The organism is Candidatus Glassbacteria bacterium, assembly GCA_019456185.1.
In the GTDB taxonomy this organism is placed as follows: domain Bacteria; phylum Gemmatimonadota; class Glassbacteria; order GWA2-58-10; family GWA2-58-10; genus JAJRTS01.
In genome coordinates, this window is record VRUH01000011.1 from 71,679 (window position 1) to 98,516 (window position 26,838).

At 58.4% G+C, this 26,838-nt stretch carries 23 protein-coding genes, 2 tRNA genes and 1 other RNA gene; all 26 read right to left on the minus strand.

The genetic code is table 11. From position 1 onward, the window contains the following. Positions 1 to 81 precede the first annotated feature (81 nt). Positions 82 to 657: an MFS transporter gene (locus tag FVQ81_06260; protein ID MBW7996165.1), complete on the minus strand. Its 576-nt coding sequence runs from the start codon at positions 655 to 657 to the stop codon at positions 82 to 84. 76 nt (positions 658 to 733) lie between these two features. After that, entirely contained in the window at positions 734 to 1,078 is a 345-nt protein-coding gene (locus FVQ81_06265) for a flagellar motor switch protein FliN (GenBank protein ID MBW7996166.1), read from the minus strand. A 119-nt stretch (positions 1,079 to 1,197) separates the two neighbouring features. Continuing rightward, entirely contained in the window at positions 1,198 to 2,046 is an 849-nt protein-coding gene (rsmA, locus tag FVQ81_06270; protein ID MBW7996167.1) for a ribosomal RNA small subunit methyltransferase A, read from the minus strand. A gap of 92 nt (positions 2,047 to 2,138) precedes the next feature. Beyond that, positions 2,139 to 3,401, minus strand: a complete 1,263-nt coding sequence (locus FVQ81_06275; protein ID MBW7996168.1) for an insulinase family protein — start codon at positions 3,399 to 3,401, stop codon at positions 2,139 to 2,141. Between the two features lie 27 nt (positions 3,402 to 3,428). Further along, positions 3,429 to 5,540, minus strand: a complete 2,112-nt coding sequence (gene pnp, locus FVQ81_06280) for a polyribonucleotide nucleotidyltransferase (protein MBW7996169.1) — start codon at positions 5,538 to 5,540, stop codon at positions 3,429 to 3,431. 78 nt (positions 5,541 to 5,618) lie between these two features. Next, the gene (rpsO, locus tag FVQ81_06285) at positions 5,619 to 5,888 is read right to left on the minus strand and encodes a 30S ribosomal protein S15 (protein MBW7996170.1); all 270 of its coding nucleotides are present in this window, start codon (positions 5,886 to 5,888) and stop codon (positions 5,619 to 5,621) included. Between the two features lie 66 nt (positions 5,889 to 5,954). Continuing rightward, a complete protein-coding gene (ribF, locus tag FVQ81_06290; GenBank protein ID MBW7996171.1) occupies positions 5,955 to 6,923 on the minus strand; it encodes a riboflavin biosynthesis protein RibF in 969 nt (322 codons plus the stop codon). Positions 6,924 to 6,945: 22 nt separating this feature from the next. Next, complete coding sequence (gene truB, locus FVQ81_06295) at positions 6,946 to 7,953, minus strand: tRNA pseudouridine(55) synthase TruB (GenBank protein ID MBW7996172.1); 1,008 nt, start codon at positions 7,951 to 7,953, stop codon at positions 6,946 to 6,948. 25 nt (positions 7,954 to 7,978) lie between these two features. After that, on the minus strand, positions 7,979 to 8,353 hold the full coding sequence (gene rbfA, locus FVQ81_06300) for a 30S ribosome-binding factor RbfA (protein ID MBW7996173.1): 375 nt from the start codon (positions 8,351 to 8,353) through the stop codon (positions 7,979 to 7,981). Further along, entirely contained in the window at positions 8,353 to 8,637 is a 285-nt protein-coding gene (locus FVQ81_06305) for a DUF503 domain-containing protein (protein ID MBW7996174.1), read from the minus strand. Before FVQ81_06305 ends, rbfA begins: the two co-directional genes overlap by 1 nt. Before the next feature lie 31 nt (positions 8,638 to 8,668). Then, positions 8,669 to 10,861 carry a translation initiation factor IF-2 gene (gene infB / locus FVQ81_06310; GenBank protein ID MBW7996175.1) on the minus strand — a complete coding sequence of 731 codons (2,193 nt, stop codon included), beginning with the start codon at positions 10,859 to 10,861 and terminating at the stop codon, positions 8,669 to 8,671. Positions 10,862 to 11,039: 178 nt separating this feature from the next. Beyond that, the gene (gene nusA, locus FVQ81_06315) at positions 11,040 to 12,545 is read right to left on the minus strand and encodes a transcription termination factor NusA (GenBank protein MBW7996176.1); all 1,506 of its coding nucleotides are present in this window, start codon (positions 12,543 to 12,545) and stop codon (positions 11,040 to 11,042) included. A 90-nt stretch (positions 12,546 to 12,635) separates the two neighbouring features. After that, positions 12,636 to 13,100 (minus strand): ribosome maturation factor RimP, encoded by a 465-nt coding sequence (locus FVQ81_06320; protein MBW7996177.1) that lies wholly within the window; start codon positions 13,098 to 13,100, stop codon positions 12,636 to 12,638. A gap of 185 nt (positions 13,101 to 13,285) precedes the next feature. Then, positions 13,286 to 13,774 (minus strand): pantetheine-phosphate adenylyltransferase, encoded by a 489-nt coding sequence (coaD, locus tag FVQ81_06325; GenBank protein MBW7996178.1) that lies wholly within the window; start codon positions 13,772 to 13,774, stop codon positions 13,286 to 13,288. Between the two features lie 13 nt (positions 13,775 to 13,787). Continuing rightward, the gene (locus FVQ81_06330; protein MBW7996179.1) at positions 13,788 to 14,327 is read right to left on the minus strand and encodes a methyltransferase; all 540 of its coding nucleotides are present in this window, start codon (positions 14,325 to 14,327) and stop codon (positions 13,788 to 13,790) included. Then, a complete protein-coding gene (gene recJ, locus FVQ81_06335) occupies positions 14,327 to 16,054 on the minus strand; it encodes a single-stranded-DNA-specific exonuclease RecJ (GenBank protein MBW7996180.1) in 1,728 nt (575 codons plus the stop codon). Before recJ ends, FVQ81_06330 begins: the two co-directional genes overlap by 1 nt. Before the next feature lie 42 nt (positions 16,055 to 16,096). After that, positions 16,097 to 16,472: RNase P RNA component class A (gene rnpB, locus FVQ81_06340), an RNA gene on the minus strand. A gap of 12 nt (positions 16,473 to 16,484) precedes the next feature. Continuing rightward, positions 16,485 to 17,198: a hypothetical protein gene (locus FVQ81_06345; protein ID MBW7996181.1), complete on the minus strand. Its 714-nt coding sequence runs from the start codon at positions 17,196 to 17,198 to the stop codon at positions 16,485 to 16,487. Between the two features lie 197 nt (positions 17,199 to 17,395). After that, positions 17,396 to 17,472, minus strand: a tRNA-Val gene (locus FVQ81_06350). 19 nt (positions 17,473 to 17,491) lie between these two features. Next, positions 17,492 to 17,568 (minus strand) — tRNA-Ile (locus tag FVQ81_06355). 355 nt (positions 17,569 to 17,923) lie between these two features. After that, positions 17,924 to 19,057, minus strand: coding sequence for a hypothetical protein (locus FVQ81_06360; protein MBW7996182.1), 1,134 nt, complete (start codon positions 19,055 to 19,057; stop codon positions 17,924 to 17,926). Between the two features lie 95 nt (positions 19,058 to 19,152). Then, positions 19,153 to 19,353, minus strand: a complete 201-nt coding sequence (locus FVQ81_06365; protein ID MBW7996183.1) for a hypothetical protein — start codon at positions 19,351 to 19,353, stop codon at positions 19,153 to 19,155. A 170-nt stretch (positions 19,354 to 19,523) separates the two neighbouring features. Continuing rightward, complete coding sequence (gene rpoD, locus FVQ81_06370) at positions 19,524 to 21,188, minus strand: RNA polymerase sigma factor RpoD (GenBank protein MBW7996184.1); 1,665 nt, start codon at positions 21,186 to 21,188, stop codon at positions 19,524 to 19,526. 315 nt (positions 21,189 to 21,503) lie between these two features. Continuing rightward, on the minus strand, positions 21,504 to 23,309 hold the full coding sequence (locus FVQ81_06375) for a DNA primase (protein ID MBW7996185.1): 1,806 nt from the start codon (positions 23,307 to 23,309) through the stop codon (positions 21,504 to 21,506). Positions 23,310 to 23,716: 407 nt separating this feature from the next. Beyond that, the gene (locus tag FVQ81_06380; protein MBW7996186.1) at positions 23,717 to 26,125 is read right to left on the minus strand and encodes an endonuclease MutS2; all 2,409 of its coding nucleotides are present in this window, start codon (positions 26,123 to 26,125) and stop codon (positions 23,717 to 23,719) included. Between the two features lie 147 nt (positions 26,126 to 26,272). Beyond that, positions 26,273 to 26,464, minus strand: a complete 192-nt coding sequence (gene rpsU, locus FVQ81_06385; GenBank protein MBW7996187.1) for a 30S ribosomal protein S21 — start codon at positions 26,462 to 26,464, stop codon at positions 26,273 to 26,275. Positions 26,465 to 26,838: the final 374 nt, after the last annotated feature.

Sequence of the window (26,838 nt, forward strand, 5' to 3'; positions counted from 1 at the left end):
GCGGAAAACAAACAGGGACGCTGGATGCGAAAAATCGTGCATCCTGCGTCCCTTTCTTTCGATTTTTCTTTTAATAACCGCTTACCGTTTCGGCGGCCCGCGCCTTTTCTGCTGACCGGTTGTTTGTGGGCCGCGTTCCCGCCTGGTCCCGGTCTGCACCTTACTTCCGCCGGGCTTTTTATCTTCTTTATCCTTACCCGACCGCATGGCTTCATATTCCTGAATCGCTTTTTCCCGCTTGGATTTGAATACCCGGTATTCGTGGAGCACGCCCTCCTGATGCCGGATGTAGCGCCTGCTGCCCATCACGATCATGACCAGCATCACAATCGCCGGGATGAAGACGAGGATCGTGTTCATCCCCTCCTGGTCGGACGGGTCGGACGAGAACCCGGAAGTCCAGAGCAGATAACCGAGGCCGCCCACCATTGCCACACTGAGCAGGATCACGAATCCGCCCAGGCCCAGTACGGAGTATTCCTTGCGCCGGATCTGGTCCATGGTTTCGTAACCGGCGGTGTCGTACTCGTCACGGGCTGCCTGATGCGCCTCTTTCCGCGTACTGGGCATCAGGGCACGGAGCAGCCAGATAAAAAGAATCAGCAGCACGATGGCGAAAGAGATGGTTACGACCAGGCTTTTGATTTCAAGGTCCATTTTCACAAACCACCTGGAGGTGACAGGAAAAAATCGGCGGGAGACAACAGGGATCTGAACGCCGGGGAGGACAATCCTACTCCGCAGCCCGTCCCAGGCCGAGTTTGACTCTTTCGATATAACTGAGCATTTCGGTCAGCCTTATGGCGAAATTGTCCTCCACAACCAGCACTTCGCCGCTGGCGAACCTGACGCCGTGGATGTAGACGTCCACATTCTCGCCGGCCAGCTTCTCGAGCTGGATTATCGCATCCTTTTTCCAGGCGAGAATTTCTCGCAGGGGTATCTTGGCCCGCCCCAACTCTGCCTTCAACTGCAGGCTGACGTCATTGAGCTGCGTGAGTTCAAACTCACGTTCCGAGCGCTTCCCCTCGCCCAACTGATCGAGCTTAAGTTTGTTTATCCTGGGCTGATCGTCCATGGCTGTCCGAATCCCGTGGATTTAGAGACAATTCTCCGCTCTCACCGGCCCGGAAGACCGGTATTGAACCGGTAAAACTGCAATATCTATACCATTATATACGATTTTAGGGGAAAATATCAAGCTGGAGTGTCGAACGGAGCCAGGCTGTCCGCCAGGCGCGCGAAATCATCCACCGACAGTTCCTCCGGCCTCCGGCTCAGCTCTACCCCGCTTGAAACGGCCAGCTGTTCGATATCCTCCGCGCTCAAGCTGAACCTGCTTCCTTTACGAAGCACTTTCTGTACCTGTTTACGGCGGTCCTCGAACAGGCGGCGGACAAGATAGTCGAAACGGCTGTAATCCGCGGGCCTGGACCGGGACGGCGAGTTGAAATCAAGCTGGATAACGGCCGAATCGACCTTCGGCGGCGGGACAAAATTTCCCCGTTTGACGCTAAAGAGGTACTCGGGGCTGGCATGGCAGGCGCAGAGCACGCTGATCATCCCGTACGGCTTGCCGCCCGGCGTTGCCGTCACCTTGCGGGCCACTTCCTCCTGCACCATCAGCACCACCCTGCCTAAATCGTCGCGGACGGCTATCAGTCCGTGCAGGAGATCGTTGGTGATCGAGTATGGAATATTACCGACCACGATCGGCTCCAGGGGTGCGCAGGAGCGAGCCCAGCCGGCCAGATCGAACTGCAGGATATCACGGTTGAGGATCGTTACTTTCTCACTGGCGGCGTAATAATCAGCCATCGCTGCGGCAAGCCGGCTGTCCAGCTCTACCGCGGTCAGTCCGGCGGACCTCTCGGCCAGCAGTCCGGTAATCGCGCCCCGGCCTGGACCGATTTCCAGCACGTGCGCCCCCGAAAGATCGCCCAGGCTGTCAACTATCCGCGAGGACACCTCCCGGCTGGCCAGAAAATTCTGACCCATCCGCTGGGTACGGGTTCGTCCACGGCCCGCTATCCCGCCTCGGCTCATCTCCCCGCCTCTTTCGCTGAGAAAAAAATCCCCGGGGCTCGTCCGCTGACGAATCCCGGGGCGTAATTGTCCTGATCTCGCTTCCGGCAGGGTTAAACGCGCTCCGGGCCCAGCGAAACGGCAAACTGTTTTTCGGGATCGAGTATCACCCTGGCCACGCCGTAGATCTGCTCCGGCGTCACCGCTTCGATCCGCTCGATCACTTTGTCGACCGGCTGGTACCCCTCGCCGTTGAGCTCGAAATTCGCCAGCCTGAACATCCTGGTGGTCGTGCTTTCCAGGCCGATCAGCAGCTGGCCCTTAAGCTGGTTCTTGGCGTGCTCCAGCTCCTGCTCGGTCACCCCATCGGCGAGCAGCTTGTCGAACTCCTCGGTGACGACATCGATCGCCCTGTGACGCTGGCTGGGTTCGGTACCCACATAGACCCCGTAAAGCCCGGCGTCCATATAGAACTGCTGGAACGTGTAGACCACATAGGCCAGACCTTCGTCTTCCCGCACCCGCTGAAACAGGCGGGAACTCATGCCCCCGCCCAGGATGTTGCTCAACAGCAGCAGCGCGTAGCGCCGGGAGTCCGAATGGGCGAAACTGACCGTGCCCATGCAGATATGGGTCTGCTGGCAGTCACGGTCCAGATGGCGCACCACCGGGCTGCAGTTTTCGAGCTTGATCTCTCCGTCACGGCCGTTACCGCCGCCGGAAGCATTGTTGTTGCGCCCGTCCAGGAAGGCATAATTGCGGCGGATCAGGTCGAGTGTGGCCTCGTAATCGATATTGCCGGCCACGGAGATTACGAAATTGGGGGCGATGTATTCGTTGTGCAGGTAGTTGCGGATATCTTCGGAGCGAAGGCCGCGCACTGTTTCGTAGGTGCCCAGCAGCGGATAGCCCAGGGGCATGTCGCCCCAGACCGTTTCGCTGTAAAGCTGGTGCACCAGATCGTCCGGCGCATCCTCCATGTTGCGGATCTCCTCGAAGACCACCTGCTTTTCGCGCTCCATGTGCTCATCGTTAAGCGTAGGCGAGGAAATCAGATCGCTGAGCACATCGAACGCCAGGTCCATATACTCATCCAGGACTCTGGCGTGAAAGCAGGTGTACTCGCGGCCGGTGAACGCATCGATACTGCCGCCCACCGATTCGATCGAGCTGGCGATCTCGCGGGCATTACGGCGTTCGGTTCCCTTGAACACCATGTGCTCCAGAAAATGGCTGATTCCCACTTTCTCGGGCGGTTCATGCCTGCTGCCCCGGCCGATCCACACGCCCACCGAACAACTGCGCACGTGCGGGATATGCTCCAGGACAATCCGCATTCCGCTGTCTTCGACTATCCGCCTGACGTCTTCCTGCATTTATCTCCCGGGGTTCCGATAGATGGCTCAGTCCTGCTGCTGGCCCTTATGGCTCATCTCGCGCTGGGCTGCTACCTTGGACAACCGCACGCGGCCCTGCTTGTCGATAGCGACAAGCTTGACCGGGAACCGGTCGCCCACCTTGACCACGGACTCGATATCCTTGACATGGCCCTCTTCCAGCTCGGAAATATGGACCAGCCCCTCCTTGCCGGGCAGAAATTCGACAAACGCGCCGAACGAGGTCACGTTCTTGACTTCGCTTTCGTAAATCCGGCCGACTTCGGGGTCCTTGGTGATATCCTCGATCCGGCTGATAGCCTTCCGGCAGGCTTCCTCGTCGACCGAGGCGATTGTCACGGTACCGTCGTCCTCGATATCGATCTTGGCGCCGCTCTCCTCGGTGATACTGCGGATCATCTTACCGCCCGGGCCGATCACCTCGCGGATCTTCTCCGGATCGATCTTGATCGTGATGATGCGCGGGGCATAGGGGCTGATATCCGGCCGGCTTTCGGCCAGTGTCTGCTCCATGATACCGAGGATGTGCCGGTAACCCTGGACCGCCTGGTTCATGGCCCGCTCGAGCACTTCCAGCGAAATGCCGCCGATTTTGCTGTCGAGCTGGAAGGCGGTTATTCCCTCGCTGGAGCCGGCAATTTTGAAATCCATGTCGCCGAGATGGTCCTCGGCGCCGAGGATATCGCTGAGGATCGCGGTGCCTTTGCCTTCCTCGTGAATCAGGCCCATCGCAATTCCGGCCACCGGGCGTTTGAGCGGCACGCCGGCATCCATCAGCGCCAGCGATCCGCCGCAGACCGAGGCCATCGAGCTGGAGCCGTTGGACTCCAGGATGTCGCTGACCAGCCTGATCGTGTACGGAAAATCATCGTCGATCTTGATTACGGGCTTGATCGCCCGCTCGGCCAGCATGCCGTGGCCGATCTCACGACGGCCGGGACCGCGCGGGATTCCCGCCTCGCCGACACTGAAGGACGGGAAATTATAGTGCAGCATGAACTTCTTGCGGTACTCGGGCTGCTCGATATTGTCGATCACCTGGCTGTCGACCGCGGTACCCAGGGTGATTGCCGCCAGGGCCTGCGTCTGGCCCCTGGTGAACAGCGCCGAGCCGTGGACACGGGGCAGCACCTGCACCTCGCAGGTGATATCCCGGATCTCGTCCAGCTTGCGCCCGTCGATCCGGCGGCCATCCTCCAGGATCATCGCGCGTATCTTGGCTTTCTCGATCTCGTGGACCAGCTTGCCGATCGCGCCTTCCTGCTCCGGGAATTCCTCGCTGAACTCCTCGAGGGTCTCGGCAACCAGGTCGTGGTAGCGGCTCTCGCGTTCGGCTTTGTCGGCGATATTGAGCAACTCGGCGATCGGCCCCTCGACTTTCGCGACAACTTTCTTGCGCAATTCGGGGTCCTCGTCATCCACCGGCTGCCAATCCCGCTTGGGCACGGCCGCGGTGGACAGTTCCTCGACCATGTCCAGCAGCTGGTTGATCCCGGTATGAGCGAACTTCAGCCCGCCCAGCACAACATCGGCCGGCAGCTCGTCGGCGCCGCCCTCAACCATGACGATCGCATCGCGGGTCCCGGCAACCACCAGGTTCAGCGAGCTTTCTTCCTGCTGCATGAACGTGGGGTTCAGCACGTACTGGCTATCGATATAACCCACACGCACGGCCGCCACCCGTTCGGTGACCGGAATCTTGCTCAGGCTCAGCGCAGCGGAGGCGCCAAGGAGCCCCAGCATGTCGGCCGGGTTTTCCTGGTCCGAACTGAGCACGGTAATCATCACGATGATATCGTTGCGATAGCCATCGGGGAACAGCGGCCGGATCGGCCTGTCGATAAGCCTGGCGCACAGGACTTCACGGTCGCCGGGACGGCCCTCGCGCTTGAAAAAACCACCGGGGACCTTGCCGCCGGCATAGGCGCGCTCGCGATAGTCGACAAACAGGGGCAGGAAATTAGCGCCCGATTTAGGTTCCTTGCTTTCGACCACGGTGGCCAGAATCGAAGTTTCCCCGAATTGCAGGAATACTGAACCGTGCGCCTGCTTCGCCATCCTGCCGGTCTCCAGACTCAGTTGTCTGCCGGCGAATTCCTTCTCAACCTTATGGATCATCTTCCCTTCCACATACAGATAAATTCCGCAGAGTGCCGGCACGATGCCGGCGATTAGTTTTTCTTTTCCCGCTTGCGCTTACTTACGCAGCTTGAGACTCCCGATTACGTTTTTGTAGCTGTTGTAATCGTTCTTATGCAGGTATTCCAACAGCCTTTTGCGTCGGCCGACCATCTGCAGCAGACCGCGCCTGGAGTGGAAATCCTTTTTGTGGCTTTTGAAATGCTCCGTCAGATTACGGATCCGTTCCGTGATAACGGCGATCTGGATCTCGGCGCTGCCGACATCCGAGTCGTGCTTCTGAAATTTCTTGATCACCTTCTCCTTGGCCTGCCTGGTTATGCTCATCTAGCTTCCTCCAAAGCAACTTGCGGTTAAAATGACGATACTCTCGCTTAAGTTTTCCGAATCTTGTCAGACCGCGTGGCTGACCGGGTTCACCTGCGGCCCGATCCGCTCGAACACCTTCCTGATATCCTCATCGTCCCTGTCCATCTGGCGCACCAACTCCTCGGCGCTGCTAAAATCCATGATCGGCCTGATCCGCTCGACAATCGCCACCTCCAGGGTCCGGCCGTAAAGGTCGCCATGGAAGTCGAACAGGTTAAGCTCCAGGGTGGACTCTTCCTCGCCGAACGTGGGGCGCGGTCCGAAATGCAACGCCCCGGGCATCATCTTGCCGCCGAGGTCCACCGCGGCGGCATAGATCCCGTGGGGAAACAGTTCCTTGCCCGGCTCCAGGGGCCTGAGGTTGGCGGTGGGATGACCCAGGCCCTTGCCCCGGCCGGCTCCCCGCACAACTTTGCCGCTGATCGTGAAAAACCGGTTCAGCAGACCGGCGGCCTGCTGCATGTGGCCGTCCTCGATCGCTTTGCGGACCCATGAACTCGATACCGGCCGGCTGTCGGAAATAACCGGCGGCACCTTGATCAGGTCGAAATCGTATACCTTCGACAGCCCGGTCAGCACTTTTTCGCCGCCAGCCCTGTCCTTACCGAAAGCGTGGTCGTGACCCATCACCAGGCAGCCCATGTTGAACCGCCCGATCAGGTAGTCGATCACGAACCGCTCGGCGCTGACCCGGCTGAATTCCCGGCTGAAAGCCAGCACGGCGGTGAAATCTATACCGGCCTCGGCCAGCAGCTTCAGCTTGACCGCGGTCGAGGTCAGCAGCCGGATATCGCTCTCCGGTTGGAGCACCTGGCGTGGATGGGGATCGAACGTAATCACCATCGCGCGCAGGTCCCTCTCGGCCGCCGCCGTGCACAACTGTTCAAGGATTGCCAGATGGCCCCTGTGCACCCCGTCGAAAGTCCCAACCGTCACCGCGGTCTTCACCCCGTCGGGCAACTCGGGAACCACCTGCGCTCGGTCCTGTGTCATTTATGCAAACCGTTCGGTCCAATTAATCGGCCTGTTCGTTCCGGTTCCGTGCGCGGAGTTTGACCGGGAACGAGCCGGTCAGCAAGCGCCTGGGTTTCAGTACGTCCGAGCTGCCGCGCAACCTGTCGAGCTCGCCGACTCCCAGAAAGGCTCCCTCGCAGTCTCGCACCCTGACAGCCGTAACACCGGTCCCCGACGGCTCTCCCTCGACGAGACCACTGCCGCCGGTCAGCTCCACCTGCCTTCCGAAAAAAACGTCTTCCACCGCCGTTTCCGTCAGCCTGACAGCGGGCATGAAAGCCAGCGCCTCGTCAAAACCGATCATCGCTTCGGCGACAGCCTGCTGCGGTCCCATCGCGGCCAGCTTTTCCAGGTCAAACGCCCTGTCCAGCTTCACCGCGCCGACCCTGGTCCGCACCAGCGATTCCAGATAAGCTCCGGTCCCCAGGTCACGGCCCAGATCGCGGGCGAAGGCGCGAATGTAGAATCCGGCGGAGCAGTCCAGCTCCAGTGTTACATCGGGCGGCGCGAATCCGCTCACCCTGATATCATCGACCCGCACGGCGGCCGGCTTTAAGTCCGGTTCGATACCCTGGCGCGCGAGCTGGTAGGCCGGCACCCCACCGACTTTCTTGGCGCTGAACGAGGGCGGCTGCTGTTCGAACTCGCCTTTGTATTTCTCCAGCGACCGGCGCAGGTTGTCTTCGGTCAATACTCCGGCCAGATCGCCATCGAACACACTGAGCGTTTCGCCGTCGCCGTCACACGAATCGGTGGTCCTGCCGAAGCGGACCACAGCCCGGTAAGTCTTGGCGCAGCCGCCCAGATAGCGGGCAAACCTGGTTGCATCGCCGACACACAACAGCAGCAGGCCGACTGCGGCAGGGTCGAGAGTGCCTGTGTGCCCCACCTTGCGTTCGCCCAGTATCCGGCGGACCCGGTCGACCACGTCGTGGCTGGTCATGCCGGCGGGTTTATTCACCGGCAGGATTCCGCAGAATCCGCTTCCCGGGTGTTTTCGTCGGCTCATCGCGGCCCCGTCCTTTCCCCGCCCGTCATTCCCCGCCCGGTGAGTCCGGGTTGTGCTCCGACCTGATCTTGTTGAGCAGACTGTCGATCCGCTCCGCGCGCTCCCTGCTCGTATCCAGCTTGAAATTGAGCAGGGGCACGTATTTCAGGTAGCAGCGCTCTCCGGTCCGGCGGCGGATGAAACCGCCGGCATGCACCAGGCTGGCAAAAATCTCGTCTTTGTCATCGCCCATCACGGAGATAAACACCGTGGCGTCTTTCAGGTCGTCGGAGAGACGGACCTCGGTGACAGTGACGAACTGCAGCCGGGGATCGTTTATGTCGTAGTGGATAACGTTGCTGACCTCGCGGTGCAACTGGCTACCCAGCCTGTCACTTCTTTTGTACGAATACCGCCTCATTAGAGGAACTGCATTTCCTGGCCGACCATCGTCACTTCGCCGTTGGAGTTGACCATCGCCGCAATCTTGCACAGTACCTGGTTGGCGAAACGCTGGTCGTTGCTGATAATCGCCACCGCGATCGTGCTGCGCTGCCAGCTGTCCATCGAGCCGATCTCGGCCACAGAGACATTAAACTTGCTGACTATCCGAGCCTTGAGACGTTTGAGCACCCCGCGTTTTGCCTTCAGCGAGTGGATGCCGCCCAGGTAAAGTTCGAAAGTACAGACTCCGATTACCATCATCGCCCTGAATCCCCAGTCCCTGATATCCGGTTTACTTGCCGGTGCTGGGAGTGAGCTGGCGCTTGATTTCCTCGATAGTATAAGTCTCGATCACGTCACCGACCTTGATGTCGTGATAAGCGTCGAGCAGGATACCGCATTCGTAGCCGCTGGCCACCTCGCGGGCATCCTCCTTGAACCGCTTGAGACTGGCCAGCACGCCCTCCCAGATCTCGACACCATCGCGGACCAGACGGGCCCTGTGGTTGCGGTTGATCTTACCCTCGGTGACATGGCAGCCGGCCACGGTGCCTATCCTGGAGATCTTGTACAGCTCGCGCACCTCGACAGTGCTCTCGATCTTCTCTTTTTCCTCCGGCGCCAGCATGCCTTCCATCGCCAGGCGGACATTGTCCACGGCCTCGTAGATCACGCGGTAGAGACGGATGTCCACACCCTCGCGCGAGGCGGTTTGGCGGGCGCGCGAGTCGGGGCGGACATGGAAGCCGATAATGATCGCGTTGCTGGCCGAGGCCAGGATGACGTCGTTCTCGGTAATCGCGCCCACGCCTTGGTGGACAACCGCCACCTTGACCTGGTCGGTGGAAAGTTTTTCCAGCGAATCGCTGAGAGCTTCCACGCTGCCGTCCACATCACCCTTGATAATCAGCGGGAGGTTGTGCACCTCGCCGGCCTCGATTCTCTCGAACAACTGGTTCAGCGTCATCTTGCGGTGACGGCTGAAATCCTGCTCGCGCTTGAGCCGCTGGCGGATGTTGGAGATATCCTTGGCCTCGCGCTCCTCGGCGACCACGTAGAAACTGTCTCCGGCCTGGGGGACTCCATCGAAGCCCAGAATCTGGACGGGAATGGCCGGCCCGGCTTCAATGATCGCATCGCCCCGCTCATCGCGCATGGCCCGCACCCTTCCGGCCACCAGCCCGCAGATAAACGGGTCGCCGACAGCCAGGCTGCCATCGGTCAGCAGGACGGTTGCCACCGGGCCCATGCCCCTGTCCAGACGGGCCTCGACCACAACGCCGCGCGAGGGGCCGCTGAACATCGCCTTGAGTTCCATCATCTCCGCCTGGAGCAGCACGAGTTCCAGCAGGCGGTCCACCCCATCGCCTTTTTTCGCGCTGACTTCCGTGCACAGCACGCTGCCGCCGTAGTCCTCGACCAGCAACTCATGGGCGGAAAGCTCCTGCTTGACCTTGTCCGGGTTGGCGGTGGGCAGATCGATTTTGTTGATCGCCACGATCAGGGGCACACCGGCGGCCTTGGCGTGGTTGATCGCCTCGACGGTCTGCGGCTGCACCGAGTCGTCGGCCGCCACCACCAGGATGACAATATCCGTCACCTGGGCGCCGCGGGCACGCATGGCGGTAAACGCCTCGTGGCCGGGCGTGTCGAGGAAACAGATCGGGCCGCTGTCGTTCTTAACCAGGTAGGCGCCGATATGCTGGGTGATTCCACCGGCCTCGCTGGCGATAACGTTCGTTTTGCGGATATGGTCGAGCAGAGTGGTTTTTCCGTGGTCCACGTGTCCCATCACGGTCACGATCGGGGCGCGCCCGCGCTCATCGCCGTGCTTTGCCTGCTGCACCCGGGCCGCTTTCTCGAGCATGTCGTGCCCGTATTCCTCGTCGCGGATGGCGGTAAAGCCGAATTCTTCGCAGATCAGGCTGATCGTGTCGAAATCCAGCCGCTGGTTGACAGTCACCATCAGCCCCAACTCGATACAAGTGCTGACCAGTTTACTGGAGGGGACCTCGATCATGTCGCTGAGTTCGGCGAGGGAAATGAACTCCATCACCTTGATCTGCTTGAGATCGACCTCCGGCTCCTCCTGCTGGTTGACTCCTCCCGTGCCGCGACGGCGTTTCTTGCGCCTGACCCCGCCCGCATCGATCTTGGCCAGCGTTTTCTTGATATTCTCCGCAACAACTTTCTGGCTGACTTTTTTCTTTTTACGTTTTTTCCTGCCCGGTCCTCGCGGCTTGTCCTCATCCCGGCCCTTCTTACCCTTCATGCGGTCGCCGCTCATCTTCTTCTTTTTTTCGATCTCTTCGCGCGCAGTGGCTTTTTCTCTCGCCAGCTTCTGCGACACCAGCTCGACAGTTTTCTCGTCGATGGTGCTCATGTGGCTCTGGACTTCCTGACCGATATCGGCCAACAACTTCACCAGCGCTTCACTGGAAATATCGAACTGTTTTGCGACCTGGTAAACTCTCAAACCACTCAAATTGCACTCCTGTGTGATCCGATGGTGAAGCCGGGAAATCTTTCCGCCGGCCGGAACGAACCTCCGTCCCGGACAGACCGCGTCCCGAATTACTGCAAATTCTTACCAAGATAGCATTTCAACGTAATTTTGTAAATAATTTCCCGAGGGCCGGAGGGGTGCTTCCACGCAGCGGAAATCAGTCCTCGTCCTCGTTGTATTCCTGCTCGTAATGCTCAACCAGAAAATCGATCATTTCCTTGATCTTGGCCGCGGTCTGTTTGCCGATACCTTTGATCCCGGTCAATTCCTGCTCAGGGGCCAGCACGAGCTTGTAGAACGTGTCGTAACCGGCCTCCTCGAGCTTTTCACGCAGCGAGGGAGTAAAAGAGTCGATCAATTCGACCGGGAAATCCTCCACCGGGAGATCGTCGATAAGCTCCTGCTGCTCCTCACTGAGCCTGCCCAGATCAACAGTTTCCGCCTCAACCGCTTCTTTTTCATCGGCTTTCACTTCCGCCTTTTCGGCTTCCACCGGCTCCGCGGGTTTCTTCTTGAACATTTCCTCCGCCTTCGCCCGCGAATCCGAGCTCTTTTCCTGCACCTGGCCACCCTGCCCCTCATCGCTCTTACCGAACACTCCGGTCAGCATCTCGTCGCGCTGGGCCATGAACTCCTTCTTCTCCATCAGCTCTATTTTCCAGCCCGTGAGTTGGCTGGCCAGCCGGACGTTCTGGCCGTTGCGGCCGATAGCCAGTGATAACTGCTCGTCCTCGATGACGGCGGTCACCGTGTGCTCGTCGCGGTCGATCGAGGTGCGGTAGAGCTTGGCCGGATTGAGCGAACTGCGCACGAATTCCTGGGGATCATCGCTGTAGGGGATCACGTCGATCCGCTCGCCGCCCAGCTCGTTGACCACCGACTGGACACGGCTGCCCTTGAGACCCACGCAGGCGCCCACCGGGTCGATATGCTCATCGTTGGAGGAAACCGCTATTTTGCTGCGGTTGCCGGCCTCGCGCACCACGCCCTTGATCTCGATAATACCCTGGTAAATTTCGGGGACCTCGATCTGGAACAGGGCCCTGAGGAAGGCCTCGTTTGTACGGCTGAGAATAAGCTGTGGGCCCTTGGTGGTTTCGCGGATATCGATCAGTACCGCCCGTATCGGATCACCCTGCTTGAAATAGTCCTTGCGGTTGGTTTCCTTCATCGGCAGAATAGCTTCGGTCTGCTTGTTGAGGAAGATGACGTAGTTGCCGCGCTCTACCTGCTGAATCGAGCCGGAGAGCAACTCACCGATCTTGCCGCTGTATTCCGCGCGGATTTTGTCACGCTCGGACTCGCGGATCCGCTGGATCACGACCTGCTTGGCGGCCTGGATGGCGTTACGGCCGAATTCGGTGAACGGGACCTGCTCCCAGTGGATATCGCCTAGTTCCAGTTCGCTGTCCAGTTCCCGGGCCTCGGCCAGCGTGATCTGACCGGTCGGGTCTTCCACTTCTTCCACCACTTCGCGGCCGACATGGATATCGATACTCCCGCCCAGCGGGTCGATCTCGACATCCACCTCGCAGCCCTGGCCGTATTTCTTACGGGCCGCGGCCACCAGGCCGGCCTCGATCATCTCGACCAGCTCTTCCCGCCCGATACTCTTTTCCCGGGCGATTTCGCCAAACGCATCCAGAATCGGATTAACAGACATTTGAACAACTCCGCATCATTAAGTCGATTGTATAACAAAAATTCCAGCTATTTTCCCAGTTGCCGCACCGGCAGCACGAACCAGCCGCACTCATTTCCACTCGTAAATCAGCTGCGCCTTGTGCACATCCTCCAGCGGCAGCCTGAAAGTTTCTCCGCCCTCGATCTCGATTAGAATTTTACCGTTGTCCAGACCCCGGAGAATCCCGGTAAAATTACGGCGACTGCCCTCGAGCGGCCTTTTCAGCACAACCCTGGCCTTGCTGCCGGCGAATTTCTCGTAGTCGCTGCTTTTATACAGGGGACGGTCGAGTCCGGGCGAAGAGACCTCGAGCAGATAGGCCGCCTTGAATATTTCGCTCTCCTCGATCAGCGGATCGATCAGACGGCTGACCCTGGCGCAGCTCTCGACATCCACACCCTGTTCGCTGTCGATATAGACAACCGCTTTACGGCGGGTGCCGCCGGTCCCCGTAACCTGAACCCAGACAAGCTCATAGCCTTCCCGATCCAGCGCCGGCTCGCACAACTCGAACAGCCGCCGGTCAATGTCCATGGTCCTGTCACTCCCCGGGTATCACCGCAAAGATTGAAACTTATTTTGCATTTAAACAGCCCTGCGGTTGAAAAAAAAGAGCGGGGCTAGCCCCACTCTTCAGCTAAAGATAAACCCGCGGCGAAAAAAAATCAAGTAAAACTTTAGCTTAAAGTATCTTGCGGCTCCGCCAGCGACTCTGGTCATCAGCCGCCGGCGGCAAAATGCTCCTTCAGCACTTTTTCCACCGACGGAGACACGAACTCGCCGACATTCCCTCCCAGTGAAGCGACTTCCTTGACCATGCTCGAACTCAGGAAAATAAACCGCTGGTCGCCGGTCAGAAAGACTTCCTCGATTTCAGGAGCCATTTTCCGGTTCATCAGCGCCATCTGGAACTCGTACTCGAAATCGCTCATGGCTCTCAGGCCGCGAATCACCATCTGCGCTCCCCGGCGACGGGCGTAATCCATCAGCAGACTGTCGAACGAATCCACTTCCAGATCCAGGCCCGACTCGTCCAGGCTGCTCCGCACCATCTCGACCCGCTGCCTGCAGGAGAAAGTCGGCTGCTTATGACTGAGATCGGCCACGGCAATAATCAGCTTGTCCACCAGCCTGAGTCCCCGGCTGGCTATATCGAGATGACCGAGTGTAATCGGGTCGAACGTACCCGGATAGATCGCTGTTTTCACGTCGGAGCTCTCCTCATCCCTGCTGGTAAATCCGGTAGGTGCTGTCGCCGAACGAAGCCTGCTTGACCGGCGTTATCCCGGTGATTGCACCCGGGTCATCCGATCCGGCGGGGAGTTCCAGCACCAGGACTGACGCCGCCGCGGCGCTTGCAAGCCACCACTCGAAAACCCGCGGCCCGAAACTGCCGTCAAATGGAGGGTCGGCGAACACAACGTCGAACTCGCCGGCTTCCCTGCCAGCGAGCCAACCAGACACATCGGCGCAGACGACCGTGCAGTTCTCCTCGACATCCCAGTCCCGCGCGGTCCGCTCCAGCAGAGCGGCCAGCTTGCGGTCGCGCTCGACAAACGTAACATGTTCCGCGCCGCGGCTCAGGGTTTCGAATCCCAGCGCGCCGCTGCCGGAGAACAGGTCGAGCACAATCGCGCCGGAGGCTGTGTCGCCCAGGGCGCTGAAGAGCGATTCGCGCATCCGCTCGCCGGTGGGCCGCAACTGCCCTCCGGGCCTGCAGCGGAGCCTGTGTCCGCGCAACGTGCCGGCGATAATCCGCATCAGTCGCTGACCTTGATATCCCTCAGGTTAGCCTGGAGCTGACGGTTATTGTTCCAGATATTTTCCTCGAGCACGAACGCGATACTGATCTTCTCGCGCGCCGTATTGATTTCCTTTAGCTTGTCGGCCATGCCGAAGCCGATCACATCGATCTGGTAGCCGTCCTTGCGGACTCTCATCTTGAGATGGTTGGTTCCGACAACCTTGGGGTAGCCGACAACCGACAGGTCGCTGGCGACGAGGACGGGTTTTGGATTGCCGGGACCGTAGGGCCGGAAGCGCTCGATACTGGAGAGCAGGCTGTCGTTGGCCTGGAGCAGGTCGATTTCGAGATCGACCGAGATTTCGGGCACCAGGTCGCTCTCATCCATCATCTCGTGGGCGACCTCGTCGAACCGTTCGATAAACCCGTCGAGCTGCTCGCGTTTCACCTGTAGTCCGGCGGCGTACTTATGTCCACCGAACGCATCGAGGTATTCCGCGCAGCCCTTGAGCGCATCGTGGATATGGAACTTGGCTATACTGCGGGCGCTGCCCTTGCCCTCCCCGGTCTCATCGAACGAGATCAGCACGGTGGGACGGTAGTGCTCCTCGATAATCCTGCTGGCGACAATCCCCAGCACGCCGGGGTGCCAGTTCTCGGAGTGGAGCACAATCGTCCAGCGCTCGTCAAGATTGATATCGCGCCGGATCGCCTCGCGGGCTTCCTCGAGAGTCTGGACATCCACCTGACGGCGCAAGCGGTTCTCGGAGTCGAGTATTTTGGCCAGTTCCCGGGCCTCGTCCATCTCATCGGTCAGGAACAGCCGCACGCCCCGCTCGGCGTCGCCCATCCGGCCCACGGCGTTGATCCGCGGCGCCAGGCCGAAGACGATATCGCTGCTGCCCAGTTTTTTGCCGCGGATTCCGGCCAGTTCGATCAGGGCCTTGATTCCGGGTTTTTCGCTGGTACAGAGTTTTTCCAGGCCGGCGCTGGCGAGAATCCGGTTCTCGCCCAGCAGCGGGACAATATCGGCCACCGAGCCGATTGCGACCAGATCGAGGTGCTCGTAAAGCTGACTCTGGCCCACGCCCAGATGTTCGTTGAGACCCTGGCAGAACTTGAACGCCACACCGATCCCGGCCAGTTCTTTTTCCGGGTACCGGTCGCCGGGTTTTTTGGGATTGAGAATCGCCACCACCTCGGGCAGCGGGCCCTCGGCCGGCTCGTGATGGTCGGTGATAATCACTTCCAGGCCCTTGCCGCGGGCGTATTCGATGGCATCGAACGCGCTGATCCCGCAATCGACAGTGACCACGAGGCTGGCGCCCATTTCGATCACCCGGTCGATTCCGGCCTCGCTGACCCCGTAGCCCTCCACCATCCTGTGCGGGATATAGTAGCCGACATCCCCCTCCAGCTGCCTCAGATAACGGACCATCAGCGAGATCGAAGTGATCCCGTCAACATCATAGTCGCCGTAGACCACGATCCGCTCGTTGTTGTGCAGGGCGGAGGCCACTCGCTCCACCGCCCGCTCCATCCCGTCGAGCAGGAACGGGTCGTGGAGGTCCCCGAGGTTGGGATCGAGAAATTTCTCGACTTCATCCAGGCTGGAGAATCCCCGGTTGGAAAGAATCTGGCAGACCAGCGGATGGAGGCCCAGTTTTTCCTCCAGCGCCAGGATCTCCTCGTTGAAAATTACTGCCGGGCTGATCCAGCGATGCTTAAGATTGCTGCGGTGCAAATTTGCCTGCCTTGCCGGCTGAGGTGAGAAAGATTAAGGCTGACAGGACAGCGGAGCATAAGCCGGATTCTGTTTCGCCGCGCAAACGCGCGGTCTAGCGGCCATTCATCTGCGCCCCGGATCACTCCGGCGGCTGAATGCGCAACCTACCCGGGAGTCAAGCGAGACGGGCCGTCTCTCCTCCCCTATTTGGTTTTGCTCCGGGTGGGGTTTACCGTGCCCCGTCCGTCACCGGACGAGCGGTGCGCTCTTACCGCACCATTTCACCCTTACCATCCCCCGTGGGATGGCGGTATGTTTTCTGTGGCACTTTCCGTCAGGTCACCCTGCCTGGACGTTATCCAGCACCTTGCCCTGTGGAGTCCGGACTTTCCTCGATCCGGGCCATGCCGGACCGCGGCCGCGGCTATCCACTGTCCATGTACAGCCGTCAGTTGTTATCGCCATCGTCGTAATATAGCATCCTGCCGCAATGATCGCAGGTATAAACCCGCTGGGCGATCCTGATATCGGCCACTTTTTGCAGCGGGATATGGGCAAAACAGCCGGCGCACGAGCCGTTGCGCACGCTGACCACCGCCCGGCTCATCCTGGAACCCATGATCCTGCGGTAGAGACCCAGCACGTTGCCGGGCACTTTCGAGGCCAGCTTACCGCTCTTCTTCTCGCGCTTGCCGATCTCGCCGTCGAGCTTCTTCAGCCTGCCGGCGAGCTCCTTGCGCTGTGAGTTCAACTGCTTCTCGATTTCAGCGGCACTGCCGCGGCCTTCCTCAATCGTGGCCTCGACCGTCTCCACCTGGCCCATCTTCTGGATTACCGCCTCTTCGAGCTCATCCTTCTCCCGCTTCACGCCCTCGATTTCCGTGAGCAGGGCCGAGTATTCCCGGTTGGTTTTGACAGTCAGCAGTTGCTGCTTGTACTTGTTCTGGGATTCGTCCAACTGGGAAATCTTGCCTTCCGCATCGCGGATTTCCACTTGCAGGGATTTGAGTTCCGTTTCCCTGGTCTCAAGTTCGCTGCCGGCCTGGCTGAACGCCTCTTCGAGTTCTTCCAGCTCGGCCGGAAGGTCTTTGCGTTCCTGGCGGAATTTGTCCAGTTCCAGGTCCAGAGCCTGCAGCGCTAGCAGGACCTCCATATCAACCATCAATCGCCTCCTGCGCTTACATTGACTGCTGTTTCGGTCATTCCTCTCCTCAGTCCGTCAGCTTCATCGCCCGGGCAAAAAAAAAGTGCACCATCCGGGGCGGACAGTACACTCTGGCTTAGATGCTCAAACCGAGAGTTCGCAAGTAAAGGTATTTTAGTTTCGACCGGTCCATACAAGCGCTTTATTTCAAATTATGGTGGGCGATACTGGACTTGAACCAGTGATCTTCCGGATGTGAACCGGACGCTCTAACCAACTAAGCCAATCGCCCACACTGTTCGAGTCAAAATTGGTGGGCCCACCAGGACTTGAACCTGGGACCGACGGATTATGAGTCCGTTGCTCTAACCAACTGAGCTATGGGCCCCTGTTGTGATTCCGCTCCGTTCGCGAGCCGCTGTGCCTCAATTACACAAGAGATTTAAGTTAAGCAGGCGGAGAGTTTTTGTCAACTATGAATTTGAGGATTTTTTGCAGACTGCGGATTACCCGCCGACGGGATACCGCTGGAGGACGGAGCGCGACAACCCCCTGTTTCCCCCTTTTCTAAGGGGGACTTAAAGGCGGCGGCTGCCTGGCGACTGCCTGCTGGTGGCTATCTAATGGGACGCGCGCCAAATTCCCCCTTAGCAAAGGGGGTGGCCCCGATGAAATCGGGGGCGGGGGTTGCCTTTTCGATAACTCATACATCGCCTAGCTGAAGAATTAAAGCTATTCTTTGCTTAGAAATACCTCTCAAAGTATGCTTTACTAATAATGCGTTGCCAAGGTTGCTCTGCCTCGATAGAATCATCTTCTGTCGTATTGATTTCTTTTGGAATACAATGTTCCTCACAAGCCAAGGATTCAAAGACATCTATTTGAAACCGATCCTCCTCGGTAAAGGTGTATAATTGATGCTCGGTTAAAGTAGCTTTTACCAGCAAAGGAAAAATATAGCTAGATAATAAAAGGTGGTCCTTAAGCACCCATATAGAATTATACCCATGCTCAATCTTTCCGTGAGCTAAGTTGTTTCGCAAGCTATAAAAATCACGAATCCAAAGGTCTCTTACACTTGTTGACTTATACAATTTCTTCGGATCAACATTATCAGCGAATCTTTGCACATCCTTTGGCATTATGACATTGTTGGTAGTCAAAACCTTTGTAAAAGCTTTAGCCAAATCATTAATCTTCCCTTTACTGTTACATAAAAGCCTTTCAAATGCACCAATTGTAAAAACCACTTCAACTGCTTCTGTTATTTCCAAGCTATCAGTATTTGCAAAGTTAAAATTGACAATGGACTCATAAATACAAGCCCAGTGATTTTGGGCAAGGTTTGTTTGGGCATTCGTTAATGATTCTAGTAATCGACTATCAAATTGTATTGCCATTGGCTTAAATATGTGCTTTGACTTAAACACTTTAAAGGCATCTTTTGAATACAAAGTGCTTGTCGTGCCGTCTCTTCTTCGCTGAGTTAGGTTGTATCCTCCGGTAGCATCTTTAAAATGTGTGATCATAACTCTGAAAAGATCTCTATTACAGTAGTCAAACTGCGGCATTCCAAAAAAACTTCTTTTGCTTAAATTTGAAAAAGCAAATAATTCGGCGAAAACAAATATAGAATCGGTGTCCTCTTGATTCAATTGCTCCAATAATTCCTTTCCATCTAATAATACCAAAGTAGCTTCATTAATAGGTTTGTTTAAAATCGCATAATAATGCGATAGCACTGAATCAAGAATCTTTTGCTTTTCATTATCTCTTCCTGCGGGCAGGGTTACCCTTTTATAAGGTATCAATCTATACTTGCCAATTGTTATTTCATCATCCAATGCAAACCAAGGGAAAAAACAAAGTGCATTCATTATAACAAGGTACTCCAAATACCTAGTTGTTATTTATCCAAAGTTTATTGTTTCTAAATACCACTAACCTTAACACCTTGCTCTCATCTCCCCCCTCACCTCCAGCCCAGCACCCGCGCCGGGAGGAACAGCAGCGCCCGCACCAGCGCGAACACCGCGCCGACAGAAATCCCGACCAGCCGCAGCGGCAAAGACACCAGCCAGACAACCGGAAACAGCACCAGCGCCAGGACAGCAACCGGCCAGGAAAGCACGAACAGGATACACCAGCCGGTAAACAAAAGCAGGGTTTTCACCGTTTTGCTGCCTTCCTGATAAAGTCTTGTAATGTAAAATTCTTTAAAGGCAAATCCCCCTGAATCCCCCTTTTGCAAAGGGGGACTTTTTCACAGCAGCATACACTACTACAATAAGCAGCTGAACTTAGGAAATCAATGACTCATCGGATGGTTTACAGCGGGGGCCGTCAACTGAAAAACATATACTTGCGCAGGATGCCGGAGCGGGACGGGTGGCGCAGCTTGGTCAGCGCCTTGGCCTCGATCTGGCGCACGCGCTCGCGGGTGACGTTGAAGATGCTGCCGACCTCCTCGAGCGTGCGCGGGCAGCCGTCATCGATACCGAAGCGCAGGCGGATCACTTTCTCCTCGCGGCCGGTGAGCGTGTTGAGCGCGTTGGCGATCTGGTCGCGCAACATGCTGAACGCGGCGTTGCGGGCCGGGGACTCGGTCTCGGTGTCCTCGATCAGGTCTTCGATCGAGCTTTCGCTGCTGTCCTTGATGAAGTCGTTGAGCGAGATTGTCTCCTGGCTGATCTTCATCACCTCGCGCACCTTCTCCACCGGCAGGCCCAGCTTGGCGCTGATTTCCTCGGCCTTGGGCTCGCGGCCGAACTCCTGGACGAACTTCCAGCTGACGCGGTTGACCTTGTTCAGGGTTTCGATCATGTGCACCGGCACACGGATAACGCGCGCCTGCTCGGCGATTGCGCGGGTGATCGCCTGGCGGATCCACCAGGTGGCGTAGGTGCTGAACTTGTAGCCGCGGCGGTAGTCGAACTTATCGGTGGCGCGCATCAGGCCCTTGTTGCCCTCCTGGATCAGGTCGAGGAACTCAAGCCCCCTGTTGACATAGCGCTTGGCCACCGAGATCACCAGCCGGACATTGGCCTTGATCAGCATCTGCTTGGCTCCCTCCACTGCCTGGTCGTACTTGTCCAGGCGACGGCAGAGGCGGGTGAACCCCGAGCTGTCCAGCCCGTATTCGATCTCCAGACGGCCGCAGCGGCAGGCGATCTCGTCGCGGTAGCCGGCCAGGTCCTCCACAGCCGAGTCGCCGAAATAGCCCATCCCGGCCTTGCGGGCCAGGTACTGGCGGATCTGGGCGGCGCTCATCGGGCGTTTGGCCCGCTTCTGACGGACGATCACCTTGTCGAGGTAGGTGACCCTGGTTGAGAGGTCTTCGAACTCGGCGCTGATATCATGGATCGAATCGGAAATCCGCTTGATCTCGGAATAGGTCAGCGGCATCCGCATGAATGTCCGCTTGAGGTTGCCCTGCTGCTTTTCCAGTTCCCTGTTCAGGGCGGGACGGTTTTTTGGGGGGGTGTCGACGATCTTCGCGTTGAGCGCGCGGACCGTGTTGTAGATCTTTTCGAGGCGCTGCAGCTTGCGCAGGAGTTTCGTCTTCTCCTTCTGCTCCAGGTCCTGGCCCTTCCAGTCGCTCAGTTCGGTGTCCAGGAAGTCATCCACCGCCAGCGATTCCTGCTCGATCCTGCTCTTCTCCTCAATCATCAGCCCGAACGCAAGTTGGCAATCGAACACTGCGGACTTAATTTTCTTGCGGCCGCGCTCGATCACCTGGGCCAGGACGACCTCGTCCTCGCGGTCGAGCAGGGGCACATTGCCCATTTCGCGAAGATACATCCTCACTGGGTCGTCGGAGACAGGATCGGAGCTTTCGGCAATCTGGTTCTTGCGCCTGAGCAACCGTTTACGCTGAGCCAGCTTGGGACCGGGCAGCGGATCCCCGTCGAGGTCATCCTGCCCGATTACGGATACGGTTCCGTGATTGTCGTTTTCCGCAGTTTTATCTGATTGCCGTCTTGGAATACTGGAGGCCGACCGGTCCATCAGGTTCGCTCATCCTTGCTGGAGGGTTCACTCGCCTCCGGCCCTAAATATCCGGACCGGGGTAAAATATTGAGCGGGAAACCGGCTTTCGGGGAAGACCGTTGCCGGGATACAAGACACGCCGCACCGGCTGTCAACAGTGTATCCCGGATTGGTCCGGCAAAGTTAACGACAGACCGCCCCCCTTCCATCCGGGTCGGCGTTTCTGCCGGATCGATTTCTTTATACCGTAAAAATTAAACGGCATCAGCTATTTTGCAAATTTTTCGTATCACGTTTAATGTAAGTACCCGGCAGGTAATTGTCAACGTATGATCACTTTTTTGTCAACCAGAACGCTCCGGGCATTTCATGTTGCAAATGATGCTTGCGTGCGTGGAGTTCCTCCAACTCATCGGCCGCACCAGTGCCCTCGGAGCCAGTGGAATAAAAAATCTCGCTCATCCTGCTGTCAACCCTGCCGATCTCGATTTTGCGCCAGCACCTGTCGAACACTTCCTCCGCGGGTTCGAAGTGTTCGAGTTCACGGAGCCTGGCGATCTCGGAGTGCAGTTCCTCGGGCAGGTTGACATAGAGCGCCTCACCGATATTGCGCACACCGTCCTCCCAGGCAGCCAGCATGGCCTCAAACACCCGCTCGTGGTTTTCGCGCTCGAACGGGTCGCGGCCGAGTTTCTCCTGCACCCTTTCGATAAACTCAGGATTACGCATGCAGATTGCGAGCAGATAATCAGCCGGTGTGAGTTTTTGAGATGCAGCGGCAGCCTGCCCTGCACGATTACGGCGGCCTCCGGCCGAGATTCTGCGCATGCGCCCGGCGACCACGTTTTCCGGCACGCCGATAAACTCGGCGGTTTTCTGGAGGTAAAGCTCCCGTACCAGCTCGTCACTGACCCTGGCGACCGTTTCCAGGCACTTGTCCGCGGCCAGCTCCCGCTGACTGACAACCTCCAAATTCAGTTTGCCGCGCATGATTTCGATCTTGCGGTCCAGCAGGTCGACTGCCCCGCTCAGCAGGTCCTCGAATTTCTCCGGCCCGTTGCTGCGGATGAAGTCATCGGGGTCCTGGCCTCCCGGCAGAGTCGCCACCCGGACATTGACTCCGGCGGCCAGCAGTTCGTCGCCGCCGCGGAAAGTGGCCTTGAGTCCCGCCCGGTCAGCGTCGTAGAGCAGGAACACCTCCCTGGCATAGCGTCCCAGCAGGCGGGCCTGGCCGGCGGTGAGCGCTGTGCCCAGTGGAGCGACTGCGTTCTGAACCCCGAACTGCCAGAGGCTGAGTAGGTCCATGTAGCCCTCGACCACCAGCGCGCTCTCCGCCCGGCTGATCGCGCCGCGGGCCTTGTCCAGCCCGAACAGGACCTCGCCCTTGTGGAACAGATCGGTATCGGAGGTATTGAGGTACTTGGGCAGCGAGTCGTCCAGCACCCGCCCGCCGAAACCTACTGTCCGGCTCCGGGTGTCGCTGATCGGGAACAGCACGCGGCCGCGGAACCGGTCGTATTTCCTGCCACCTTCCTGCGCGACACTGACCAGGCCGGCGGCGATCAGGTCCTCCTGTTCGATCCCGTGGTTCAGCGCCGCGGAGCAGAACGTATCCCGTTCACGGCCCTCGGGCGCCCAGCCGAGCGAGAACTCGGCGATCAGCTCGTCGCTCAGGCCGCGCTGTTTCAGGTACTGGAGCGCTTTCGCTCCGCTCTCGTTTCCGGTGAGCTGTTCGTGATAGAAACTCCTGGCGAACTCATTGGCATAGAACAGGCGTTTGCGGCCGGAGTCCTCGCGGACCTCGCCGGTAGGACGGGGCATGGGCAGGCCGGCCCGCTCGGCAAGCTGCTCCACCGCCTGGGTGAACGAGAGCTGCTGGTGATCCATCAGAAAAGAATACACATCGCCGCCCTTGCCGCAGCCGAAGCACTTGAAAATGTCCTTTGAGGGCGTGACCGTGAACGAGGGTGTCTTTTCAGTGTGGAACGGACAGAGACCGACCCAGTTCTGCCCCCGGCGGCGAAGTTCCACATGCTGGCCGATCACCTCGACAATGTCTGTCTGCTCGCGGAGATTATCGATAAATTCGTCGGGAAGGTAGCCGGGCATAATCGGGTCGCGGTTAAGGGGAAGTGACACGGGTATCGAATGAACCGGCCCGCGGCGAGGCCCGCGAGGAATCCGTTTAAATTCATTTGATTCACAAGTTGCAGCCGGTCGGGTACCTGTAATTCTTAATTCATTAGAAGTTGTTTCACAACTGGAGTTTTATTTCAAACTTTCGCCCATTGGCAGGTACTCCCAAAAACACAACCCCCTGTTTCCCCCTTTTCTAAGGGGGACTAAAACCGTCTAACCCCAGCCACCGTGCGAAAAAGCCTGAGACCGGACAATTCCCCCTTAACAAAGGGGGTGCCTGCGAAGCAGGCGGGGGTTGTCCCGTTTAAAGTTATGAAATAGCTTCTAGTATTTTTCTTTCTGCCTTTAGTTCGTCAAAAGCAGTAAAACCATCTGTTACGAGGATTTCTTTTCGCTTAACTATAATCTCAGTCGGCGAGACGGACAACTGTAACCCCGGTGCCGCCCTCGCTCCACTCACCGGCGCGGTAACTTTCGACCCGGCGGTCATCGCTCAGCAGCTGCGTCACGCGGGCGCGCAGCACGCCTGTGCCCTTGCCGTGCAGGACCACGACTTCGGTCAGGCCCTCCAGCACGGCGCCCGAGATGAACCGGTCGAGTTCGAGACCCACCTCATCGGCGCGAATCCCGCGGATATCCAGGCGGGTCAATTCACCGCCGGCGGCATCGTCATCCGGGGAAAGATACTCGAAACCTGTCCTCTTTTCAGTTCCGGCGTTTTCCAGTTTCTCCATTTCCGTTGGCACGACACTGATTTTCACCCTGCCGGCCACGACGGTGAACCTGCCGCCGCTGTCCGGGCCGCCGGCAATCTCTCCGGTCAGCCCCAGGCCGGGTACGCGCACCCGGTCGCCTGCGGCAAGCTCCGAGGGATCGACACCGGCGGCCTCAACCGGCGGCGCTTCCTGGTCTGCAACCCCTGCCAGGTTCAGATCACGGATTTTGTCTTCCAGCTCTTTACGGGCGCGCCGCGCGGCCTTCCGGCCATCCCGCTCGTACTCGGCCTCCAGCCGCGCGATAACTCCTTCCACCTCCTTGCGCGACTCCAGCAGCTCCTCGCGGACCTTTTGCTCCATCCGGCGCTCGAAACTCTTTTCCTGCTCCTCGAGTCTGAGGGTGCGACGGTTCCAGTCGGCCTGGCGCTGTTTCAGTTCCCGTTCGCGCTCGGTTGAGCGACGGTCCCGATCGCGGGCTGAATTAACCAGTTCGCTGAGCTTTTTCTGCTGGTCCTCCAGCCCGGCCAGGAAAGACTCCCTGTCCAGAGTCTCGCCGCCCATGAACTCCCGCGCCCGCTCGAGCACCTCCGGGCTGAGACCCATATTGCTGGCGATTTCCAGGCCGTAGCTGCGGCCGGGGATTCCCTTGCAGAACTCGAAAGTGGGCCGCAGTTTTTCCAGGTCGAACTCCAGCGAGCCGTTGACCAGGCCCGGCACCTGCTCGAAAAGTAATTTCAATTCTCCATAGTGCGTGGTCGACAGGGTCAGGCAGCCGCGGCAGGTCAGGTGCTCCAGCACTGCGGCAGCCACCGCGGCGCCCTCGGCCGGATCGGTACCCACGCCGATCTCATCGAGCAGCAGCAGGCTGTGCCTGTCCCCCCGCTCCAGGGCTTCCTTGAGTTCGATCACGTGCCCGCTGAAACTCGAGAGGTTCTTGTCAATCGACTGCTCATCGCCGATCGCGGCAATCACGTTGCCGAACAGCGGCAGACTGGAGCCCTCGTCCAGCAGGGGGAAAATTCCGCTCTGGGCCATCAGAGCCGTCAGGCCGACCGTTTTGAGCATCACGGTTTTACCGCCGGCGTTGGGTCCGCTGACCAGCAGGGTGCGCTCGCCATCATCCATTTCGAGAGTCAGCGGCACCGATTTATCGTCGCGGGCGGCCAGCAGGGGATGGCGCGCCCGGACGATTTTGAGCTGTTCCGTACGGCCAATCGCCGGTCTGTGGCAGCGGAAAATATCGGCGTAACGGGCGCGGGCGTAGAGACTGTCCAGCTCGGCGAGCACCTCGATATCAGTGCGCAACTGCTCGCGGACCGGGGCCAGTTCGGCGCTCAGCGAGGCGAGAATCCGGTAGATTTCCCGGCGGATATCGAGTTCGACCTCGCGCAGGCGGTTGTTGGGTCCGACCACCTGTTCCGGCTCGATAAAGAGCGTATTGCCGCTGCCGCTCTCCCCCTGGATAATCCCGGGACATGAACTCATCTCGTTGCGCAGCACGGCGATAACGTAGCGTTCCTGGCGCAGGGTGACGAAATTCTCCCCGGACGACCCTTCGGCGCTAAGCTTGTCCGCGATATCATTGAGTCGTTTTTCCAGGTGCTCGCGCAGATTGCGGGCGTCCTTGCGCAGGCGGCGCAGCAGCGGCGAGGCGCTGCTGCGCACGTCGTTGTTCTCGTCGAAAGTGCGGCTGATTTCGGCGTGCAGCTGCTCGAAGCCCTCGAGGCGGCCGGCGAGCGCACAGAGCGAGGGCAGGGAATCCTCGCGGCGCAGGATATAGCTCCGCACTGACTGGGCGCCGTCGAACAGGCGGCTGAACGCGACTATCTCATCGGCCTCGAGCACGACTCCGGTCTTGGCCAGCCGTGCGATCTGTTCCGCCAACACCGGGATCTCAGGCGGCGAGAAGGTTGCGTCTCCGGAGGTGATCGAGCACATCTCGGCCAGACGGTCGAGTTCAGCGGCCAGCTCTTCCTCCCGGTCGGTCGGCTCCAGGGCCATAACCATGCGGCGCCCAAGCACGCTGACCGCCTGAGCGGCAATCGACTCCAGCACCCGCTCGAATTCGAGCATATCCTTTACTCGCTGTGAAACTACCATCCTCTGTTTTTCTCCGGGTTCTAGAGCCGTTGATACGGCCGAAATAAAAAAAGCCCCTAACAAAAGTATGTTAAGAGCTAATCTATCAGGACAGTCTGAACAGATCCGTACATTCGTGTATCCCGGACCCTGCTCCCGGCAGCAGTACTACCTGCGGGTCATGTCCTTTCTCATTTTTCTTTTGGCGGAGTTCAGTTTACGCTTGCGTTTTTCGCTGGGCTTCTCAAAGTGACGGTGCTTTCGCAGGTCGGAGAGAATTCCTGCTTTTTCGCATTTTTTCTTGAACCTCTTTAACGCCTTTTCAAAATTATCACCTTCATCGATATACACCTCAGGCACGCAGATACCTCCCCGCCATAGGGTTTAACAAAATATTAAGGGCCAAAGTGAATTCAAAATACTATTATGAGCCACAAAAGTCAAGTACTGTCAATAAATTATACGTCTCATTCGAACAGCTTGTCGATTTCGTCCTGGCTGATACTCACGTCGCCGTCATCGTCTTCCTTTTTTTTCCCGGACGAGGGTTTTTCCTCTTTCACTTTTTTATCAGTTTTGCCTGCCGCCGGTTCCTCCGCGGCTGCTTCTTTCTCCACAACCTCAGCCTCTTCCGCCGCTTCTTCCGGCTCAGCTTCTTCTTCCCCTGCCGCCGGTTCCTCCGCGGCTGCTTCTTCCTCCACAGCCTCAGCCTCTTCCGCCGCCTCTTCCGGCTC